The sequence below is a fragment of the uncultured Gimesia sp. genome, assembly GCF_963976445.1.
Taxonomy (GTDB): Bacteria; Planctomycetota; Planctomycetia; order Planctomycetales; family Planctomycetaceae; genus Gimesia.
The window spans coordinates 258183-280349 of record NZ_CAXBKP010000001.1 but is presented as its reverse complement, the minus strand read 5'-3'; the positions used below and the strand labels follow the sequence as shown (position 1 = coordinate 280349).

Annotated in this window: 18 protein-coding genes and 1 tRNA gene; 13 read left to right on the top strand and 6 right to left on the bottom strand. The window is 50.2% G+C overall.

What is annotated here, in order from left to right:
* Window positions 1-106: 106 nt before the first annotated feature.
* Entirely contained in the window at window positions 107-1312 is a 1206-nt protein-coding gene (locus AAC022_RS01130; protein ID WP_339727158.1) for an aspartate aminotransferase family protein, read from the top strand.
* 116 nt (window positions 1313-1428) lie between these two features.
* Window positions 1429-2346 carry an ornithine carbamoyltransferase gene (gene argF, locus AAC022_RS01125; protein ID WP_339727156.1) on the top strand — a complete coding sequence of 306 codons (918 nt, stop codon included), beginning with the start codon at window positions 1429-1431 and terminating at the stop codon, window positions 2344-2346.
* Here the strand turns inward: argF and AAC022_RS01120 are convergent.
* The 3 genes from AAC022_RS01120 to AAC022_RS01110 all read right to left on the bottom strand — a co-directional run bounded on the left by AAC022_RS01120 (window position 2329) and on the right by AAC022_RS01110 (window position 7119).
* Window positions 2329-2874, bottom strand: coding sequence for a hypothetical protein (locus tag AAC022_RS01120; protein ID WP_339727154.1), 546 nt, complete (start codon window positions 2872-2874; stop codon window positions 2329-2331). The genes argF and AAC022_RS01120 overlap by 18 nt on opposite strands.
* A 174-nt stretch (window positions 2875-3048) precedes the next feature.
* Window positions 3049-4518, bottom strand: a complete 1470-nt coding sequence (locus AAC022_RS01115; protein ID WP_339727153.1) for a putative sulfate exporter family transporter — start codon at window positions 4516-4518, stop codon at window positions 3049-3051.
* A 252-nt stretch (window positions 4519-4770) separates the two neighbouring features.
* Complete coding sequence (locus AAC022_RS01110; protein WP_339727152.1) at window positions 4771-7119, bottom strand: cytochrome c biogenesis protein CcdA; 2349 nt, start codon at window positions 7117-7119, stop codon at window positions 4771-4773.
* 330 nt (window positions 7120-7449) lie between these two features.
* Between AAC022_RS01110 and AAC022_RS01105 the strand changes: the two genes are divergently transcribed.
* The 8 genes from AAC022_RS01105 (at window position 7450) to AAC022_RS01070 (ending at window position 17810) form a co-directional block, all read left to right on the top strand.
* Window positions 7450-8748 carry a hypothetical protein gene (locus AAC022_RS01105; protein ID WP_339727150.1) on the top strand — a complete coding sequence of 433 codons (1299 nt, stop codon included), beginning with the start codon at window positions 7450-7452 and terminating at the stop codon, window positions 8746-8748.
* Window positions 8749-8918: 170 nt separating this feature from the next.
* Complete coding sequence (locus tag AAC022_RS01100; RefSeq protein ID WP_339727149.1) at window positions 8919-12260, top strand: hypothetical protein; 3342 nt, start codon at window positions 8919-8921, stop codon at window positions 12258-12260.
* A gap of 92 nt (window positions 12261-12352) precedes the next feature.
* On the top strand, window positions 12353-13300 hold the full coding sequence (locus AAC022_RS01095) for a site-specific DNA-methyltransferase (protein WP_339727644.1): 948 nt from the start codon (window positions 12353-12355) through the stop codon (window positions 13298-13300).
* 227 nt (window positions 13301-13527) lie between these two features.
* The gene (locus tag AAC022_RS01090) at window positions 13528-14478 is read left to right on the top strand and encodes a universal stress protein (RefSeq protein WP_339727147.1); all 951 of its coding nucleotides are present in this window, start codon (window positions 13528-13530) and stop codon (window positions 14476-14478) included.
* A 181-nt stretch (window positions 14479-14659) separates the two neighbouring features.
* Window positions 14660-15178 (top strand): hypothetical protein, encoded by a 519-nt coding sequence (locus AAC022_RS01085; protein WP_339727145.1) that lies wholly within the window; start codon window positions 14660-14662, stop codon window positions 15176-15178.
* Between the two features lie 73 nt (window positions 15179-15251).
* A complete protein-coding gene (locus AAC022_RS01080; protein ID WP_339727143.1) occupies window positions 15252-16373 on the top strand; it encodes a hypothetical protein in 1122 nt (373 codons plus the stop codon).
* A 29-nt stretch (window positions 16374-16402) separates the two neighbouring features.
* Window positions 16403-17587, top strand: a complete 1185-nt coding sequence (locus tag AAC022_RS01075; RefSeq protein WP_339727141.1) for a hypothetical protein — start codon at window positions 16403-16405, stop codon at window positions 17585-17587.
* Between the two features lie 25 nt (window positions 17588-17612).
* Window positions 17613-17810, top strand: a complete 198-nt coding sequence (locus AAC022_RS01070; RefSeq protein ID WP_339727139.1) for a hypothetical protein — start codon at window positions 17613-17615, stop codon at window positions 17808-17810.
* Window positions 17811-17869: 59 nt separating this feature from the next.
* Here AAC022_RS01070 and AAC022_RS01065 read toward each other — a convergent pair whose 3' ends face one another.
* Together AAC022_RS01065 and AAC022_RS01060 are read right to left on the bottom strand one after the other, a co-directional pair.
* Window positions 17870-18067 carry a hypothetical protein gene (locus AAC022_RS01065; protein ID WP_339727137.1) on the bottom strand — a complete coding sequence of 66 codons (198 nt, stop codon included), beginning with the start codon at window positions 18065-18067 and terminating at the stop codon, window positions 17870-17872.
* 160 nt (window positions 18068-18227) lie between these two features.
* On the bottom strand, window positions 18228-19217 hold the full coding sequence (locus tag AAC022_RS01060) for a DUF1559 domain-containing protein (protein WP_339727135.1): 990 nt from the start codon (window positions 19215-19217) through the stop codon (window positions 18228-18230).
* 450 nt (window positions 19218-19667) lie between these two features.
* Here AAC022_RS01060 and AAC022_RS01055 point away from each other — a divergent pair, with 450 nt between their 5' ends.
* From AAC022_RS01055 to AAC022_RS01045, 3 genes are all read left to right on the top strand, one after another.
* The gene (locus AAC022_RS01055; RefSeq protein ID WP_339727133.1) at window positions 19668-20165 is read left to right on the top strand and encodes a DUF6717 family protein; all 498 of its coding nucleotides are present in this window, start codon (window positions 19668-19670) and stop codon (window positions 20163-20165) included.
* A gap of 106 nt (window positions 20166-20271) precedes the next feature.
* Window positions 20272-20345, top strand: a tRNA-Arg gene (locus tag AAC022_RS01050).
* 59 nt (window positions 20346-20404) lie between these two features.
* Entirely contained in the window at window positions 20405-21169 is a 765-nt protein-coding gene (locus AAC022_RS01045) for a hypothetical protein (RefSeq protein ID WP_339727132.1), read from the top strand.
* Here AAC022_RS01045 and AAC022_RS01040 read toward each other — a convergent pair whose 3' ends face one another.
* Window positions 21170-22162 carry an adenosine deaminase gene (locus AAC022_RS01040; RefSeq protein WP_339727130.1) on the bottom strand — a complete coding sequence of 331 codons (993 nt, stop codon included), beginning with the start codon at window positions 22160-22162 and terminating at the stop codon, window positions 21170-21172.
* Window positions 22163-22167: the final 5 nt, after the last annotated feature.

Below are 22167 nucleotides of genomic sequence, written 5' to 3'. Positions count from 1 at the left end.
GTTTGCTGTTTTTTCGAACTTCGGTTTGGGAAATAGTGTCACAATTCTTTTCCGAGAGTCCGATAATCTATGTTTACGGAATTTTTAAACTAAACGAGGTGTATCAGTGCAACTAACGGGACATGCCAGCAGTCAAGAAACGATTGCGCTATTCGAGAAATACGTCATTCCCAATTACGGTCGCTATCCGATCAGTCTGGTACGCGGCGAAGGTAGTTATGTCTGGGACGCCGAAGGCAAACGTTATCTCGATCTGTTTCCCGGGTGGGGCTGTAATATCCTCGGCTATAGTCCCGAGCCGGTGGTCGCCGCCATTCAGGATCAGGTCTCCCGACTGATTCACGTTCCCAATACCTGGTATACCGAAGCGCAGGGACGGTTTGCAGAATTCCTCTGCACGCGAAGTTTTGGAAAAGCCTTTTTCTGTAACAGTGGTGCAGAAGCCAACGAAGGCGCACTGAAACTGGCGCGTCTGCACTATGATGGAAAACGTCCCAAAATCATCACCTGCGAAAATGGGTTTCACGGCCGAACATTCGCCGCAGTCACCGCCACCGCGCAGCCCAAATATCATGAGGGACTCGGCCCGCTGGTCGCCGGATTTCGGTATGCTCCCTTTAATGATCTGGACGGCATCGCCAGTCTGGTCGACGATGAAACCTGTGCGATTATGGTTGAGCCAGTTCAGGGTGAAGGGGGCGTGAATATTCCCGATGAAGGATATCTTGCTGGCTTGCGAAAGATCGCCGATGAGGCCAACTGTCTGCTGATTTTTGATGAAGTGCAAACCAGCATGGGACGTACCGGCACCTGGTTCGGTTACCAGCAGTGGGGCGTGCAGCCCGACATTATGACGATGGCCAAAGGCATCGCAGGCGGAGTCGCCGCCGGTGCTCTCATCGCCACCGAAGAGGTTGCACCCAGCTTAAGGCCCGGCATGCATGCCAGCACCTTTGGCGGAAATCCTCTGGCGATGGCAGCCGGATTGGCTACCGGACAGATGATCGAAGAACAGAACCTGCTGGAAAACTGTCAGACGATGTCGAATCAGTTTAAACAGTTTTTTGAACAGCTCCAGACTGAGCTACCCATCATTCGAGAAGTGCGTGTGCGTGGTATGATGATCGGCGTCGATTTGAATATCCCTGCGGGCCCTGCGGTCGGAAAATGTATGGACCGTGGGCTGCTCATTAATGCCACACACGATACGGTCGTTCGTTTACTGCCGCCGTTGAATGTGACTGCCGAGCAAGTCGAAGAAGGCTGCGATTTAATTGCAATCGTGCTACGGGAAATGGCTGAGGAAGCATAACGCCGTTAAGTCATATTATAAAATAATTTGATCTATTCACACATTCCTGTTCGAATCTTAATTTAAGAAGCGAACAGGAATTCCTGTTTTTAACAAGTCATTGATTGAGATATCTAATGAGACATTTAGTCACGTTACACGATTTGGAATCGTCAGAGATCCTCGAAATATTTGCCCTCGTCCAGGAACTGAAAGACAAGCGAAACGTGGGCGAACGCCCCCAGCTGCTTCAGGGACGAACAATGACACAGGTGTTTGAAAAACCCTCCCTCCGCACGCGACTCAGTTTTGAATCAGCCATGTGGGAGCTGGGAGGCGGCGCCAGTTTCTTTACCTGTAAAGAAGCGGGGTTGGATGGCCGCGAGTCCATTGAGGACGTCGCACGCGTCGTCGGCCGATACTCCGATATCGTTACACTTCGAACTTTCTCACACGAGTTGATTGAAACGTTCTCGCAAAATTCCGAGGCGAGTGTCATCAACGCTCTCTCCGATTTAAGTCACCCTTGTCAGGCGTTAACCGACCTGTTTACGATGCAGGAAATCCTCGGCGATCTATCGCAACAGAAACTGGTGTATGTCGGCGATGGTAATAACGTCGCTTATTCGCTCGCCAACTGTTGTGCGAAATTAGGTATCCCGTTTGTGGTCTCCTCTCCGGAAGGTTTCGAATTGTCATCCAAATTGGTGAGCAATCTCAAACAGCAATTTCCATCCGCACAACTGGAGCTGGAAGCCGATCCTCAAAAAGCGGTCGCTGGGGCCACTGTGATCTACACCGATGTCTGGGCCAGCATGGGGCAGGAAGCGGAAACCGAAAAACGCAAGAAGATCTTTGCCGATTATCAGATCAATTCCAACCTGATGGCGGCTGCTGCGAAAAACTGCCGACTCATGCACTGCCTGCCCGCCAAACGCGGTCTCGAAGTCACCGATGAGGTACTCGACAGCAAGCAAAGTATCGTTTTCGAACAGGCTGAAAACCGGAAACATCTGGCAAAAGGTTTACTCGTCTGGTTAATGCAGCAGGCATAACTCTCCTGATTTAAAATTCAGCACGCAACCCCGGCGATATTCGTCGGGGTTCTTTTTTTTGATGCTCCTTCCTGTTTTCTTTCGGGAACGACAGCTGAACGAACTGGCCTTGACCAGGACTCGCCAGTAGCGAAACTCCTTGGCCTGAGTCGCGCGCGAGAAACAACTATTATCAGTACTTCGATATTTTCTCCCTGTTGATACCAGCACTATAAAACCCGCTGGTTTGACGTGTGTTTTAAGAAAGTCACTCGAAACCCGTTCTGTTTGAGCACGGTCTTGTGCGACAAACATCGACCATGTTTGGGCATCTTTTGACCAACGCTGACCAAAATACATGGCTTTTATGATTTTCAAGTGACGTTCATTTGACTTGACGACATGGTGCAGATCGCGAAGATCTTCCTCAGTCGCAAGCAAGGTAACAGAGCGCGTCAGGCAGCGAATAAGAGTTTCAGTCAAGAGTGAGCAACACCACCACCACCAGCGGCAATGCCACCAGCAGTTATCAAAGATTAGAAACAACATGTCTGCGATGCCTCAAACGGGAAAAACAACGACAGCCAACAGTTGGCTAGTCCGCACTGGTTGTCTACTTGTAATAAGTAGGCAACGGCAGTGGTCGCATTTTACCCGATATGACTCAGGCCGCGTGACATGAAAATTCGGCACTCATTAGTGTCTGTGTATCAGTAGCGTCAACTACTTTGTAAACACTTCGGTGACCACATCTTTATAGAAGACCGAGAACATCAGCCAGGCCATCAGTAGCGTCAGCAGCAGGTTCAGCGATTGACCGCAGACATACAGGATCAGCGGTTTGCCCCCTTTGAGGAATTTCGTCAGCTCGCGGAAGTTGGTTTCCAGGCCGATGCTGATAAAGGCCAGGCAGAAGAACCAGCCCCGGAAAACTTTGGACGATTCCTTTACCACGGTTGGAACAACAACGTCTCCACCCTGCAGATAAACATACAGCAGCGAGAATACCGCAGACACAGTGATGAAGCCCAGAACGAATTTGGGGAACCGATACCAGATCTCCCAGGCATCGGGTTTGATGTTGGATTCTTTGGTCTCGATAAAGCTCACCCAAAAGACGGCCACGCCAAACGCAGTCACGCCGATCAGAATGTTTTGAATCATCTTGATTGTAATGGCGACCTGTTCTGCTTCTGGCCCCAGGATCGCACCCGAGGCAGCGACGGCACCTGTCGCATCAATTGTGCCTCCCATCCAGGCACCGCCCAGAATCGGGCCGATGCCCAGTGCTTTGATCAGAATCGGCATCAAAATCATCATGATCACGGTGAAACTGAGCGACAGGCCAATCGCAAACGAGAGTTCCTCTTTTTTCGCTTTGCAGGATGCGGCTGTCGCAATCGCCGCGGAGACACCACACACCGACATGTCAGCTGAGATGACCATGTTCAGCGAGCGCGATTCAATTTTCAGAACCTTCTGCCCGAACGCATACGTACTGATCAGCACGATCGGCGTTACCACCCACGCGACATAGATTCCCGGCAGTCCCAACACCAGCAAGCGACTGAAGAGCACACTCGCGCCCATAATGACCAGCCCCGTTTTGATATACAGCTCCGTCTTTAAAGCCGGCTTCATCCAGTTCGGCGTGCCAATCGTATTGCTGATCACCAGACCGATCATCAGCGCCCACAACGCATATTCCAGGTTATAACGTTTGACAACCACCTGACCGGTCAGGATATAAGCCAGCGTTGCCAGTAGAAATACGCCGATAAACCCAATCGCGAATTTGGCCACCGATTGCTGCATCGCTTTAATGCCAATCGAGAAGGCGCACAGGCTGATCAGGAATACCGCGCCTAACGGGAGCAGCAGATTCTTTTTCTCCGGCGGAAAAATCGAATGCAGGGGATTATCAGACCAGGACCCCGGTTTCGCCAACCAGGATTTCAGTGGGCTGTGTACGCTTACTTTTTCGCCAGTCTCTTTTGCGGTAGCGACCTGTTCTGAGAAATCGGCTGGCAATGTGAAATACATCGCCAGGAAACAAATCAGCAACAGGCATCCGCCAATCCAGACTGCCCACCAGTCTTCAGCCGTTTTCATTTCGGACCACGTCGAACGACGGGGCGCTGCAACTACAATGTCACTCTCTTCAGGTTCCGGTGTCGGCGTGGTATCTGGCATTGATCGCAATACTTTCTGGTCGCAACACATTCTGAGCGGAACGGCGCTAGCCGCCGTTTTGACCAGTTCGTTTACCGGTGACTAGCGCCATGCCGCTCAAAAAATTCGTATTCAGAAACAAATAACTTCGAATCCATACCATACAAAAAAAACAAGGAATCGAAAAGCGTTGATGCGTTAGTTGTTCGCAGAATCTGCGTATCATTGAGCCGAAAAACACAAGGCTACTATCTCTTGTTGCGGTCGGCAGGCTCAGTTAGAAGCAGGCGCGACGGTTGATACCATTTCCTTCTTAGTGGTTTTAGCCGGTTTTGCCGGTACTTCGACCGCCTCCTTCAGTTTCTCCAGCAACTCCGACTGGGAATACAGGTCAGGAATGAGAATCGGCTCGTTCGGTCGGTTCGCCGGGAAAATAACGGTCAGCGGAATGCTGATGCTCTGGAATGTGTCCAGCCACTCTTTGATGGTGGGCGAGTAGTCCGTGTAGTCGGCATACATTGGCACGATGTTGTGCTTCTTGATCATTTCCAGCGTTTCAGGCGTATTGAGTGCTCTTTCTTCATTCAATTTACAGGTCAGGCACCACTCAGCAGAAAAATCGATCAACACGGTCCGGTTATCGTTGCGCAACTGTTTTAATTCCTGAGCGTTGAAAGGGACCCAGGGTAGATCATCAGTCGACTTCTGGCTCATCTCATATCCGAAGAAACAGATCCCCGCCGTCAGCAGCAGCGCGGACGTACGGACAATCATTTTCAGTCGGCGAGGAGAATTGTGCGAATACAGGCTGCCAATCATCCACAGTCCCGTGGTAATCCCCAGCAGCATGATCAAAACAGGAATCGTCAGCGATTCATCCAGGAAGGAAATGATAAAGATTACCGCGCCCATCAGCACGATACCGGAAAACTCTTTGAAACGCACCATCCACATGCCCGGCTTGGGAAGCCACGCAATCGCTTTGGGGAACACACTGAAAACCAGATAAGGGGACGCCATCCCCAGCCCCATTGTCAGCCAGACCAGATACGTAATATTCGGCGTCTGTTGGACCGACCAGGCGAGTACCGGCCCCAGGAACGGCCCGCTGCAGGGGGTCGCCAGCAGAGTTGCCAGGATGCCTGTCAGAAACGCACCGGTTAAGCCTTCTTTCTGTTGACCGCCGGCTGCAGAACCAACCATGCCCGGCACCGGGATTTCGAACACGCCCAACATACTTAGACCCATCGCATACACGATACAGGCCATCACAACATTGAACTTGGTACTTTGAAACAGACCGCCCCAGCCCAGACCCGCGAAGACCGCCAGAGATGCCAGACCCAAAAAGACTGTTAATACACCTAGGGAATAAAATATATTCAGCAGGAAAATTCGCATCCGGCTTTCGCCCGCTTGCTGCACAAAGCTCATGACTTTGATCGCGACCACTGGTAGAACACACGGCATCACGTTCAGAATCAAACCACCCAGAAATGCAAAAAGCAGATAGGAAGACAGTGTTCTGTTTTTCTCATCGGAGTTGATAATAATCGCATCGTCATCATCATCCGTTGCTTTTAACTCTTCGATCGAAGACAGCGCCACTGGAGTCGCGTTTGTCAGATTTCCCAGTTGAAATTCGATCGGCAGCGGGCGACGACAGCTGCCAGCATTGCAAATCTGGTAAGTCAGTTTGCCTTCCACGCCGATCCCGCTGGCGCCCGGAATTCGCTCAAATTCTCGGGACCAGACGACTTTGTCGTAATGTGTGTGTTGTGTGTATTCGTCGTGCGTTTCAACCTTCGGGGCCGGACTGACTCCAAACTGTTTGGAAACCGGTTTCAATCCCTCCAGCTTGAACAGTTCAATATGGGTTGGCAAACCAGCTTGCGTTTTGTCCTGGTCCAGCGCGAACGTATGAAACTCCTTGTCCAGAGTCATCGTGATGGTCAGCGTCACTAGTTTTTCCGGATCTGTTTTCGCCGGTGCCAGATCAAACGTCAGTTCTACCGGATCGGGAACCGAACGGCGTTCGGGATTTGTCTTGAACGAAAGCGGCGCGTTGATCTGTTTCCCCGATAACGTCGCGGTGAATGCATACTGTGAAGGCACACAGTTTTTCGCATCGCAGACCTGATACAGCATTTGCCCTTTGAGCAGGACATCGGCTGAACTTTTTACGTCCGCATTCACTTTGAAACGGCGATTCCAGATCACATGTTTCGTATACTTATCGATCTCTTTTCCGAACAGCGGTTCAAAGACCGTCTTCGGAGGATGATCGGCGTTGAAATGTTGATCGACGGCAGTCAGACCTTTCGATTCCTCAATCACAAACTTGGTCGCACCACCGAAGGTGGGATTGGTGGAGTAAGTATATGATCCTTCCGGGATGATCATCGCCAGTGAAAGTGTTACCGTATCCCCGGCTTTCGCATCCTGAGGCAGCAGGCTGACGCTGATCTCAGCCTTCTTCGCGGGTTTCATAGCCGCGGCATCCTTCTGACGGAATAGATCCGGCAAGGAATTTTTTTGCGCAGCTAAATCCAGCGCTGAAGAAACCAGAGCAGCAACAAGCGTGAGGCTGGAAACAATCGTGGTAAGGCGGGGAGTTTTCAAAATGAAACCCTTCCAGAAAACTCGGAAAGAAGAACCGGCCCGTGAGCCAACTATTCAATTATATCGGTGTCAGGACTGTTTTCTTCTGTGAAGTAAGTCACAAATCGTGACTGATACATAGAGATTTTAGTTTTTTGAGTCAACATTGACAACAATTAACGATCCTGATGCTATAATACTATCTTTTGGTCCAATTTTGTTTTGTAATACAGGGTAGGGGAGATGGTACCATCCAAGCTCGCCATTGGAAATGACGGAACTCGTTGGCACGCGGAGTCTTAGATTATGTTAACCCATCAAAGAGTATTGATCAATTGTAGATGCGGATCAATGTTAAAACAGTTGCTTTTACTCGCAGCCTTTCTGTTAAGTATGTCTGTCGAAGCAATTGCAGATGAACCCCTGGTTGCCCCCAAACCAACAGAGCAACGCAAGGAAATCGAATTCAGGGATTCCATTCCGTTTGGCTTAAAACCAGTAGAATATGGAACAGGAAAACTAACCGACCCTGTATCGGCGATGAGCGAGCGAATCAAACAGAAGACGCAGAAGCTGGACTATGATTCCGAATGGGGGTATCTACGCAATGTCTTGAAATCGCTCAACATTTCCGAATCGTCACAGTTGATGGTCTTTTCCAAAACGGCCCTCAACCCCCGTTTGATCAAACCGACTAATCCGCGGGTCGTCTATTTCAATGATGATGTGTACGTCGGTTGGGTACCCGGTGCGCGGGCTATGGAATTCGCGTCCGTAGATCCAATACGCGGCTCGATCTTTTATGAACTGGATGCCAAAGCAGCGACGCAGCCGCAATTTGAGCGCTCCGAGCAGTGCCTTTCCTGTCACGGAGGTAGTTCCAGCCTGCGGATTCCCGGTTTACTGGTGCGTTCTTTTTTAACCGATCAACACGGCCGCCCGATCTCCGGCTATTCTCAAATCTCGCATGACAAACCATTAGCAAAACGCTGGGGCGGCTGGTATGTCACCGGTAACCATGCCGACATGGTTCACCTCGGGAATTTGTTTGGCAAAGAAGTCATCGAAGAATCGAAGGCGAATCCTGCCTATCGCGCGAATCTGGAATTCGTTGATCCGTTCGTGGATACTTCAAAATATTTAACGCCACATTCCGATCTCGTGGCGCATCTGATTTTAGATCATCAGGTGCACGGTCACAATTTAATCACTCGCGTGAGCATGGAGCAGCAACTGGGGTTAAAATCCGATGTCGAAGATCGCTTATTGCGTTATCTACTGTTTCTGGATGAAGCAGAACTAGCGGGGCCTCTGAAAGGGACGACCGACTATCGGGCTTGGTTTGAAAAGCAGGGCAAACGCGATTCACAAGGCCGCTCGCTGAAAGACTTCGATCTCAAAACCAGATTGTTTCGCCATCGTCTGAGCTACCTGATTTATACAGACAGCTTCCAAAAAATGCCGGCAGCGGCGCGGCTGCAGATTCTGCGAGAGATCTATGCCTTCCTGAACGCGACTGATGTCGAGCTTGCGCAGGCTTGGGATGTCACCCCGGCGGATTTTCCTCTCACTGAACGACAGGCGATACAACAAATCGTCGCGGAAACACTGGCCGACCTGCCAGGATTCTGGAAACAGCCTGAAAAGTAGCAATAAAAGGCCCATCTGACTGCGGCTGAGAATCTTCTCGCGCGGCAGAAGCGGGCATTGCCTTAAACCCTCTTCAGTCACTATGATAGAAATACGGGCTGCCCTGACAGTCGCACGTACAGGTACGGTGACCGGGATCTTTCATCAGAGTTTAACCAGCTTGAGGTACAATGCTTCGTTTCAATCATCAATCCTGTGAGAATCATCTTTGGTGGCCGCTGGCCTGTTTCCTTTTACTGTCAGGTTTCTTTGCCGCTTCCGGAACAGCAGCCGAAGATTTTGAAGGCCTCAAAGTCCCCGATGGATTCCGCGCAACCCTGTATGCCGATGATGATCTGGCACACGATATCTATTCCATGACCATCGATTCCCAGGGGCGGGTTGTAGTTTCCGGCCCCGGTTATGTCCGCATCCTGATTGATGCCGACGGAGATGGTGTCGCCGAATCGTTCAAACAATATGCCGATGGACCTGCGACCGGTGCACAAGGTATGTATTTTCTCGGCCGTGATTTACTTTGCACGGGAGACGCCGGCCTGATTCGCTATCGCGATCAAAACGCCGATGATCGTGCTGACGGCAAACCGGATATCTTTTTACGCACTAAAACGGGCGGCGAGCACAATACGCATTCGATTCAACGTGGCCCCGATGGCTGGTGGTATCTGCTCCTTGGAAACACCGCCGGCATTAATGAGAAATATATCACCCGCAAGACCTCGCCCGTCAAAAAACCGTATGCTGGAACACTGATGCGGCTCAGTCCCGATTTGACGGAAGGCGAAGTCATCGCCGACGGGCTTCGCAACGCCTACGATTTCTCTTTCTCACCCAATGGTGATATCTTCACTTATGACAGTGATGGCGAACGTGATATTTCACTCCCCTGGTATCGACCGACGCGCGTGTTTCATGTGTTGCCCGGTTCGAATGCCGGCTGGCGCAGTCGCAGTTGGAAACGTCCCGATACATTTTTGGATATGCCGCCGGCCATCGCCGCTTTTCATCGCGGTTCCCCCACCGGCGTCACCGCGTATCAGCATCGCACTTTCCCGGCCCCCTATCAGGGCGCTTTGTTCGTCGCCGACTGGACCTTCGGCCGCGTCCATGCGATTCCTCTCGAAAATTTTGAAGGTACTTATGCCAGTGAACCGATCGAATTCATTACCGGAGTCGGCCAGTTCGGTTTTGCCCCCACGGATCTCGCAGTGGGACCGGATGGTTGTCTATATGTGAGTGTCGGTGGTCGCGGCACACGCGGCAGTGTATTTCGCATTGAGTACACAGGCCCCGTGGAAGCACAAAAGCCGACTTTGATTTCAGATGCACCCGCCGCAAACGAAGAGTCAGAAATCGAAGTGGCACAAACGCTCGACACCTGCCTCTCCGCGCCGCAGCCACTCAGCAGCTGGTCTCGCGAAATATGGCTCCCTTTAGTGAAAACAGTACCCGTCGATGCGTTTTACCGGGCCGCCCTCGATGCGAACCGTCCTGATGCACAGCGCATCCGGGCGATCGAAATTGTAACGGAACTGCTGGGAGGTTTCCCGGATCGGATCGCCGAACAACTGATCCTGGACAATTCAAAGGCCGTCCGGGCCCGACTGGCATGGTCATTGGGTTCTCAAAGTCTAGCCGAGCAGAAAGCAGAATGGTTGAATGCGCTGCTCAAAGATGAATCGCCGCTAGTGGCCCGATTTGCTTTGCAGTCATTATTACAGTTGGGCGATCAGATTGATCAGAGCCAATGCCTGTCCGGCTTGCAAAAAACATTGGGTGCGCAAGAGCGTTACGTCAGACAATCCGCGGCCCGTGTTGCGGCACGATTAAGCGACGAAAACTTTAAAACACTTTCTTCCGGTGTCACCAGTTCCGAAGGTGCTGCCTTGATCACGCTTGCCTATGCCAGCATCATCAAGCAGGGGGGCGTAGTGCCTCTCGCGGTGCGGACGGGCGTGACTGTGTTTGAAGGCGACTATCAAACCGACTTGCGATTGGACGCGCTGCGATTGATTCAGTTAGGGCTCGGCGATCTGGGACCGCCGACCAAAATGGCTGCAGTCTTCGATGGCTACGCGAACGGCGTTGATCTGTCAGAATATGAACGCCAGCTCGACCCGATTCGTATTCGACTGATGGAGGCCTTCCCCAGCAGTCACGAAGTGTTGGATTATGAACTGGCCCGCGTGCTGTCCATGCTCGCGCCCTACAATCCGAAACTGTTGGATCAAATTCTGACCCGCATTACCGAAGATTCCGATCCGGTGACCGACATCCATTATCTGATTGTCGCTGCCCGCATTCCCAGTGATCGTAGTACCGCCCAGTCGAAAAAAATTGCGAATGCGCTGGTCCAGATTGATGAAAAAATGCTCCGTCTGAAACTTCCCCAGGATACGAACTGGGATGACCGTTTTAGGGAATTGTATACGCAACTCGTCAAAATCGACGCCGACCTTCCTCGGCAGATTGTAGAACAGCCGGGTTTCGGCCTGCCGGGACATGTTCTGTTTCTCAGTCAATTACCCCCGCAGTTTCTGGGAACCGCCATCAAAGCCTTTGACAAAAAAATCAAAGCCGATCCGGACTTCCTCTGGAACAGCGATGTCGTGTTTGTCTTTGGCGAATCAAAAGAGCCCGCACATCGCGAGATGCTACGTGATCTGTACGAAGAGTATGCATTGCAGGCCGCGGTGCTAGCTGTCTTGGCGGCGTCTCCCGAAGAACAGGATCGGGCCAAATTTATTGCTGGTCTGGAATCGTCGCAGATTGAAGTCCTGGAATCCTGTATCGCGGCACTGGAAAAACTGGCACCCGCGACCAAGCCCGAAGAAACGGTACGACTATTTGCAGCGTTACGACGTCTGGGCAGCGATAAACGGGAACAGAAACTTCAGGCGCGCATCGTCAGCTTATTACAGAACTGGACTGGTCAGCAACTGGGGCTTGCTACAGATGTTGGTGATTCCCAAAAGCGACGCGCCTTGATTCAAATCTGGCAAGACTGGATCGCGAAACAATATCCTGAGGTTTATGCCGCACTCTTAAAACAGAGCGGACCAGAGACCGAAAAATTCTTCGCGCTCCTGGAAACGGTGAACTGGGACGAAGGCAGCAGCGAACGCGGAGAAGCACTGTTCCGTAAACGGGCCTGTGTGCAATGTCATGGGAACCGCAGCGCATTAGGCCCGGCTTTAGCCGGAGTGGCCAAGCGGTTTTCCCGCAATGACCTGTTTACGGCGATCGTGGCCCCCAATCGCGATGTCTCGCCCCGTTATCAGACCACCGTCGTGGGCACAGTGGATGGTAAAGTTTATACGGGGCTCGTTGTCTACCGTTCGGTAGATGGCCTGACACTTCGCAATTCCAACAATCAGACAACACGCATCGAAGCGGAAGAAATCGACTTCGAAAACAAAAAAAGCACCTCACTGATGCCGCAGGGACTATTAAAAGATTTATCACCACAGGACCTGGCCGATTTATATGCTTATATACAAGGTCTCAAGTAAATCGTCGTGATAACCAGAAAAAAGGGTATCCAAACTCAAATTCTTAATTAGAATAGTCACCCTGAAGTGGGCAAGATGGTTTTCACTTTAGAATACAGTCAAAAAGAGAAATCATTTCAGTAGAGCAAATCTTAGTTTTCCAGCAGGAGGCTTCCAGACGCGTGTCGACTTCTGAAGAATCACCAGCAAAGAAAAAACGAACCCGAAAAATGCCCGAGCCCTATAACGTGCTCGATGGCAAACGCTGGATTCAGAATTCCATCAGCGTCTGGAGCGATCTCCGCAAGTCAACCGAAGAAGTCCGGCTCAAGCATCCGGCGATCTTTCCTGAAATGCTCGTTGAGCGGTTGATCGAAACATTTTTACCTCTCAAGGGAGAGACGATTCTCGATCCCTTTTCGGGTTCCGGCAGTACGATTGTGACCGCGGAAAAAATGGGGAAGACCGGTATCGGCGTTGAACTCTCAGAAGAATACGCGGCACTCGCTAACCAACGGATTGTTGAAGTCGCCAGCCAACTGGCAGAGCAGGGTGTGTCGGTCTCTGATCAGGCACAGACCGAAATCAAATCGCGCGTGTTACACGGTTCTGCATTGAGCCTGTCGGAACATGTTGCGCCGGGAAGTATTGATTTATGTATTACCTCTCCCCCCTATTGGAACGTACTTAATCAGCGACGTTCAGCCGACCATAAAGCGGTCCGGCATTATGGAAATCACGAGGAGGATCTCGGCGTCGTCGAAGATTACCAGGAGTTTCTGACCGAGCTGACTCAGGTCTTCCAGCAGGTCTTAGAGACGCTGCGCCCGGGGGGGTACTGCTGTGTAATCGTCATGGATTTGAGAAAGAAGAGCCAATTTTTTCCATTTCACAGCGATTTAGCAGCCAGACTCCAGCAGATAGGCTATATTTATGATGATCTGATTATCTGGAATCGGCAGTCCGAATATAACAATTTGAGACCCCTCGGATTTCCTTCCGTATTTCGAGTCAATAAGGTCCACGAATTTATCTTGTTGATGCAAAAGCCAAAGCAATAGATTGCAAATCAATAATTAGAGTCTGTATAACTCGTTTTTCCATTCCAAATTCTATTAAAGCGACTCCCATTTATTCAGAGTGCCATCCATGTTATTATACTCGATCCCAAAGGCCCTGAAGACGCGATAATAAACCTGGACACAGGCTAGGAACAGAATCTCACATTTGTCATAATAGAAGCCTGAAGCTTGAATCCCGCTGAAATCACTTAGAAGAGAGTAGACCCATGCAAAGCCTCGATTCCATTTTAGTTGGCGTTGATTTGACCCACGCTGATCGGCTGGTAGCCGCCGAGTTAAACGAACAAACAGCGGAAGCAGTCGAACGTGCGATCTGGCTGGCTGGCCTGTTTAATGCCAAATTGGAATTTTTCGCCGCCATTGATCTCTGGGCACATACCAAACATCTGCTCGAAGCGGATCGAGCTGATATGACCAATAACGTAGAAGACGAAGCGCACAAAGTGATGAGTGGCCTGATCAAACTGGCAAAAGAGCGGGGCGTAGAAAGCACGTCCAAAGTTGCGATCGGACCGAGCTGGCGCGAGATTATCATTGAAGTGGTTAAGAATAACCACGATATGGTGTTGGTGGGAACGCGCCCTCACGGCTTTACCGGGCGACTGTTCGGCGGCACGGTGATGAACCTGTTCCGCCAATGTCCGTGCCCCGTCTACGCAGTCAAAATAGATGAAGAACCGGACGTTCCCGAAATTGTCGTTGCCAGTGATATGAGTGAAGTCAGCAGCGATATTCTGAATTTCATCGTTTCTGCTGCCCAGGTCGCCGACATGAAAATTCATCTGGTACACGCCATCGACACCCAACTTGATCAGCGCCTCAAAGGATTGGGAGTGGGAGACGAGACGCTAAAAAAATGTGCCGAGGATATCATGGAAGAAGTCAAGAACGAGCTCAACGAACAGCTGGCACAGACCGACTATCGCACACTCTCCTACGGCGTGCAGGTACACGTACTGGAAGGCTCGCCCGAAGTCGCGATTCCCGCGTTCATCGAAGAACACAAAGTCAATCTGCTGGCGATGGGCACACTGGCCCGGACCGGCATCAGCGGCTTCTTTATCGGCAACACGGCCGAACGCATGCTGGAAAAAGTCAAATGCTCCGTCCTGACCTTCAAACCGTCTGACTTCGTCTCACCCGTTGTGCCGGAGTAAAATCGTTCGCTACGAATGGAATTTATGAAACGCATCGTTGATCACTATCAGCGATGCGTTTTTTTATTTGTGCGGATAATTTCCAAACAGTAGAGGGTAAGTTGATTTCTGATTATTCAAACAGTACCTTGAAATCGTGAAAGCAGGCACTTTCTAAGAGTTTCGTCGAAGGGAAAATCTTGTGATTGAATTTAAGTGTCCGCAATGTAGCCAATTGATCCACGCGAAACCGGCGAGTGCAGGTAAAGTCAGCAAGTGCCCACAATGCCAGGCGGAAATTCAGGTTCCTCTACCTCGAAAAACCAATCCAGAGCCGCCTCCTCTGGATGTGAATCGAGGATCGCAGAATGCACCAAAGCATACGATCCCTCGAAGTGATGATCTTGATGATATTGAGTTTTTGGATCAAGTGTCACCAAAGAAGGAGAATCAGACCGGTGAGGATCGGTATCTCGCATTAAAACTGCTTTCAATGTGTTTTCGTGGGATTGCATGGTTTACCGGAATTGGTGTCGTCGTTGCTATTGTGGTGATGATTATAGATTCTGGCTTAAGTCATGACTCGAATACCCATTCCGATGTATTATGGAGTGGTGTGCAAATATTTCTCGGCGGAGTATTTTCGGTATTAGTTCAATTATCAATTTCAGAGATTATTCTTCTTTTTATCGATATCGAAAAGAACACTCGCAAGAGGTGAGATAGCTAAAATCGCTCAGAGAAAAAACGTATTCAATTCAGGTTTTCCACTTGCTTGGAGAAAGACAAAATAAATGCCGCTCTTTCTACTGACAGCGACCGATGAAAAAGGCAAACGCGAAACGCATCGCGTCGAAGCGGAAAATTCGCAAGACGCCTATCATGATTTGGAATCGCGTGGATTCACTCAGATTGTCTTGCATACCGAAGATGCCGGGGCTACGGCGTCGGCAATGTTTCCACCCGACCCGAATGTGGAAGAGCATGTCTCTGCCGCTGATATGGTCCGTTTTCAATATCAGACCAGCTTCGGGTTTTTTCTCTACATGTTGAAGGACCTGTATTGGAAATTTCGCTGGGGGGCTTTCTTAGCAATCATAGTCTTGGTAATTAAATGGAATAACCAGACTGCTTTCAGCACGCTCGAACTCGCGATGTTTGGCCTGTTCCTGATTCCCTTAATCCTTGCGTTATGGGTTGCTTATTTTTCCTCTTCGCGCAAATACACGCTATTGATGCAGGCTTTCTCCTGGGGGAGATGGCAAGAAGTAATCGACCGTGTGCCTCCACTCAGAGGCAAAATTGCCGATTTTGAATTATCTGGTCGGGAGGCAGTTGCACTGACCGCTCTGGGACGCTTCGACGAAGGGCTTGCCATGATGGAACCTTTTGCCGATTCACCCGATGTTCCGCGTTGGATGTATTTAGGTCGCTTGTCAGAATTGTATGAGATCATCAAAGATGAAGACCAGGTTATTGAATGCCTGCGTCTCTCTTATGAGGATGCACCGGAAAATCCGACAGTACAGATTGACTATGCCTATGGGTTAATGAAATATAATCGCGATAACAGTTTGGCGGAGCAATTGCTTGATGATGCGGAACAGCAGCATCTCGGAGAACTCGTGGAATTGTTATTCTTCTATTTCAAGGGTCTGCTGGAGCTGAATCGGGGGAATTTCAAAGCCGCAGAAGCCTCTTTTAAAACCTGCCAATCAGGGTTACTGCCGATCGCTCCCAGTCAACCGCTCCTGCAACTCTTCGTTGATCTTAATCGTGCTTATCTCGCCATCGCACTGGCGGAGCAAGGTGAACTACAGCAGGCCGAAGAACTCTTCCGGTTGGCGCTCCCCCGGCTCAAAGCATTAGATAGTACCTGCATCATGGATCGCTATGCAGCGGTACTTGCCCGATAAGTCTCTTTTTGCAGTTAGAAAAATGAGATATGGAACTGATCGAATATGGCGTGATTGATGGGTTGCCGCATTATTTCGCCTCGGCGACCGATGAATATGGCAAGCGTGAATTGCATTCAGTGTATGCAGAAGATTCACAACAGGCCTATGAGTTTTTCGAAGTGAATGGCTATGTCGACATTGTTCTGCATAGTAATGACGCGAGTGCCGTTATTGACGGTTTGTCGCCAGACACGGGAAGTATGATTGATCGCATGCTCCCTCTCGATCTGATGCAGAATCACTATCAGACGATCAGGAAATTATCACTGGCTTTACTCAAAAGACTCTATTGGAAGCTTCGCTGGATATTGGCCGTCGTGATCGGTTTTCTCCTGCTCTTTCAGTGGAACCGTGGCGTCCTGGGGAATACGCGGGGAATAACCGTGATCGCAATATTACTGCTACTGCCGGCTCTGGTCGCGTATCTGGCAGCCAGATTCTCAGTTTACCGCAGATATAAACAACTACTCGATGCTGCTTTCTGGGGCCGTTGGCAGGAAGTGCTCGATCAAATACCGCGGCTGGAAGGAATGTTTCCTGAATATGATCTTGATGCGCGTGCGGCAGTTGCCTTGTCTGCGTTGGGGCGGCTTGATGAAGGGTTGGAGTTAATGCAGCCGTATGCTGACTCATCGCGAGTTCCCCGCTGGATCTATTGGAGCCGGCTGGCTGATCTTTATTTTTATGCAAATGATGAGGAGCAAATCCAGAATTGCGTGCGTTTGGCTGCAGAAGATGCCCCGGAACTTCCCATAGTCAAACTGGGCCATGCGCATATACTAATACAATTTACTACCGAATATGATCGGGCAAAACAGTTATTGGAACAGACGGAAAAACAACATTTGGACCAGCAATGCAAACTCAGTTTACAGAGATTCAAGGGAAATCTGGAATTGAAACTGGGAAACTATCAAGGCGCGAAAGAATATTTTCTGGTCTGTCAGCAGGGGATTCAGGAACTCCTCGCCAGTCAACCGGCAGCGTTACACATGATGCAGCCGGGAATGCAGCTTGATTTCGATGTGAATCAGGCGTATTTCGCGATTGCATTAGCAGAACTCGGAGACAGGGCACAGGCCGAAGAAATGTATCAACAGGCTTTACCCCGCTTGCAGGCGTTAGGCTATCAACGGATCATGGATCGTTATGCAAAGGCAATCCGTTCCTGACCATTCTATTCCGAAAGAAAATCAAATGCGAAAAATCATCAAACAGAATAGCCGGTTCAATCAAATCATCATTCTGGGGGGAGTGGGATTAACCCTTTTTGGCTGCACCGGTTTGGGGGGCCTGTTTGCCATTGCTGGGGCATTATTGATCTCAGGTGCCCTGATTGCCGAAGCGATTACCACTTATCTCACGTTCCTGGTTCTCCAGTCGGATCAGGAATGAATCTGATCTCTGCGGCTGATGCACTTTTAAAATCCGTACGAATTTATTCAACCATCGTCTTACTTCTTCCCCTTCGCTTGATTTGATTGCATTTCGCGATGGGCCGATTCAGCTGCAAAGACTTCCTCTTTTTCCTTTTCCATTTCGCTTTTGACATCGGATGTGATTTCACCGGAATTTAATGTTTCGTCATCGGAACCACAGCCGGGAAGCAGAGACAGAGCCAACAACAGCAGGCTATAAAATAACAGTTTCATGGGATTTCCTCTTGGTCGTTTTTAAGTCGTTATGAGTAGATGAAAAGAATTTGGGGAGACGGAGACCGTTCATCGCAGGGCTTCCTTCGTTTCCGGGGGGAAAACGTCAGATGCCCTGCGAGTTCACGATTCGATTACGCCTGTGTTAAGTCAGCGGCGTTTAATACTCACCAACGGATTGGCGGTCATTCGTCAGGCTGATCCGACGCATGATTTCGCCATCGATGTTATAGCTGATGAGACGTACCGAACCATCGGCCAGACAGGCATTCATTCCGCCTTGATGTGCTGAGCCGAAGAAGGGATGCCAGTTCGTCCAGCTGACGCCCCCTTTGTCAACCACTGCAATGGTATTGGTTGGTGCGTCAGTGTCATACAGCGGAGTTAAACCGTATTCCTCACCCGCGCTATTGATACCAGCACCATGGCGGATTACGCATTCATCCCAGCCGGCGTTGTTCCAAGGCTCATTATCACCACCATCAGAACCGTGACGATCAGGGTGCAATGCTTTTTCTGCCACCATGATTGTGTTTGAAGAACCGTCTTTGATATCGTTGATGCGAATTTCACGCAGTGTCGTTTGGACGACAACTCCTCGCATCCCCTTACTAGTGTCATTCGATGTCATACCGCCAGATCGTTGGCCGGCATTTCCCGCGTAGTCACAACGATAATATCCACTGCCATACGAGGTCGGTTTACGACGACTTGGGCAGTAATACGCTTTAATACCACTACGGGCGACAAGTGGATATGTGCCCGCCGGATCAGCGTCCGTACCAAGGTTGTAGACATTCGACTGTTCCATGTAAGGCAGAATCTGATAGCTCCAACTCCAACCAACACGTTCTGTTGCATTACAGCAGGCGTACGACGCGCCGGCACCATCGCGGGCTCCTGTGGGAAGACGATCAAATACATCGTGAAAATTATGAAATGCCAGGCCAATCTGTTTCAGGTTGTTTCTACACTGCGTACGTCGGGCCGCTTCGCGTGCCTGTTGAACGGCCGGCAACAGCAGGGCAATTAGAATCGCGATAATCGCGATTACGACCAGTAATTCAATCAGCGTAAATCCGCGGCGATTATTGGATGAATGTTTCAGCGCACTGGTAGCCGGGGGAGAAAATGGACGTGACGTCATCATTTTCCGATCTCCTTAATGTGAAAAAGAATGAGAATGTAATAGCTGCGTTTTTAAGTTTTCAAGGCGGGGAATGCCGGTGGTGGTCTTGACTGACCTTATTAAGGAACAGGGAACGGAGCCCTTTCCTGATATTGCGGGTATCCTACCTGCGGATTGTTAATAAATTGTGAACAATCAATGAATAGTGAGACTGTTACAGTCGATCACGGTTGGGGGGCACACTAAATTATCTAGGCAGAACGTCAGGTGTACAAGTAGGGAAAGGCATGAGAGAGGGAGAACGCAGCCTATCCGTTGGTGCGTCGTTTATAGAATCAGAACCGTCCAGGAACAGTCAAGTCATCCCGCCAATAGAATTTGATCACTCCGATTATTTTCGCGAATGAAACGATTTTCTGTTAAACTGTTTTAGATCAAGAGATCAGTTTCTGAACCATGCGTGAGCAATTAATGATAAGCACAGAACAAGCAATACCAGATGAGACACAGCCGTCTGGCTTTCACTGGCGACGGACGATCCTGCTTGTCGTGGGGCTGTTATTCATCGCGGTTGGTGTTGCCTGGCAGTTCAAGCTGCTGCCTATTGGTAATCGCTTGCCGCGTGACAATGCGATCATGGTCATCGCCCCGTATCAGCATCAGGGAACCTGGGTGTTTGACGACAGCTCTGCCGGCCTGGTGCAGGAACCGTTTGTCGCCGGCGTTCCCGAGATGATCGATATGATCGTAGCCGACATCCCTCACGCCGCCGAAGGGTTTCGGCTGTTGTTCTCTGCCAAGCCGTTTCCAAAGTATCAGAAAAAGCTGATCTGGCTGCGAGGCGATCAGGGGGGCAACTATTACCGCTTTGAAGATTCAGACATGGAAGGCTGGATTTGCCCTGCGATGTTCAAATATTATGAGACCGCCCCCAAAGAGCTCTACGTCAAAGCTGAAGCCATGAAATAAGCTTACAAAGCGAGCCTGGCAGGTCTTTTTTGTGTCACTCCCAAAACACAAGAAGCAGACATTTGACGAAACGATAGAACCCCTACTATAGTAGGACCATTCATAGGCCCCCGTAGCTCAGTTGGATAGAGCAATACTTTCCTAAAGTATAGGTCGCAGGTTCGAACCCTGCCGGGGGTATGTTTTCACAGGGACGGCCATTCAGCTCAGTTTACGTCATTTCCATAAGGAATCCCGTTATGCTTAAGCCGCTCAACGTTTTCATCGTCTGCTGTCTCGTCACACTTGGAACCCTGTTTGCGGGTACTTCGCTCCAGGCGGAAGACAAAGCGAATAGCTATTACCTGATTGGCAACTCTCTGACTTGGGATACTGTTCCTTCGCTGCTCGACGGTGATGTGCAGTGGCACGTTGATTGTGGCAAGAGCCTGCCTTATATTTATGAGCATCCGGAAATGCCTTGCGTGAAGAATTCGACGCTCTGGCCGCAGGCACTCAAAGAGAAACAGTACGATCTGATTTCCGTGCAGCCTCATTATGGTTCTACACTGACGGAAGACGTCGATACGATTTCCAAATGGGTCAAGCAGCAGCCCAAAGCGACGTTTATCATTCACACCGGCTGGGCGCGCAGTGCCACGCGGGCCGATGAATATGCCAATAAAGATGTCTCAGGCAAACTGCAGCACAGTCCCGCGTATATTAACACGTTAATCGCGGCTCTCAAAAAACGCTTCCCCGATCGGCAGTTCAAGCAGACGTACGCCATCAATCTGCTGGCGCAGGTTGACGCCGACATCAAGCAGAACAAAGCCCCTTTCGAACAGGTTTCCGATCTCTACCGCGATGCGATCCACATGAAAACCGACAGCGGTCGTTACCTGATGCATAATGCCATGCGGCACGCGATGGGACAGCCTCGGTCTGATAAGGGCTACGAAAAAGTAGATCCGAAAATCAAGCAATACCTGAATCAGGTGCTCAATACGCTCAACAATCCGTAATTATGACTCCGGCAGTTCGCCGATCAGTTTCTGTTTTTCCTCGTCAGAAAGAAACGACGCGGTGAACGAATTCCGGGCGAGTTTCACTAGATCATCGCGCGAGAGATCAAAGGCCTTTTGGATGGCCTCGTAGTTTTCGTTGACGTAACCGCCAAAGTAGGGGGGATCGTCGGAATTCACGGTTACCAACAGGCCGGCATCTAGCATCCGTTTTAACGTGTGTTCGGACATGGTTTTGAAAACACGCAAACGTACGTTGGAGAGCGGGCAAACGGTGAGCGGAATCTGTTCTTCTGCGAGCCGTGCGACAAGAGCTGCATCTTCCATGCATCGCACACCATGATCGATGCGTTCAGCGTGCAACAGATCCAACGCTTCGGTGATGTATTCCGGCGGTCCTTCTTCACCTGCATGACACACTACCCGGAAACCTTCACGGCGTGCTTCGTCGAATACGTTCACAAATTTGGACGGGGGATGCCCCTGTTCGGAAGAATCCAGGCCGACGCCGATGAATTGCTCGCGAAATGGCAAGGCTTGCTGAAAGGTCTCCAGCGCCGATTCTTCTGAGAGGTGTCTCAAGAAGCTGAGAATCAGTTTCGAGGATACGCCGAGTTCTGTCTGCGCTTCCTGAAGCGCCGCTGTAATGCCATTGATCACGGTTCCAAAGGGAATATCGCGTGCGGTATGCGATTGGGGATCGAAGAAGATTTCGGTATGCCGCACGTTCTGGGCAGCTGCTTTTTTCAAGTAAGCCAGCGTCAGGTCGTGAAAGTCCTCTTCCGTTTGTACGACACTAATCGAGGCGTAATATAAATCGAGAAACGACTGCAGGTCAGAAAAGTTATACGCGGCCCGCATATCGTCCACGGACTTGAATGGGAGCGTGACCTGGTTCTTCTCAGCGAGCTCAAATGCCAGCTCCGGTTCCAGGGTTCCTTCAATGTGTAAATGCAATTCTGCTTTAGGCAGTTGAGCGATGAACTCGTCCATGTTTT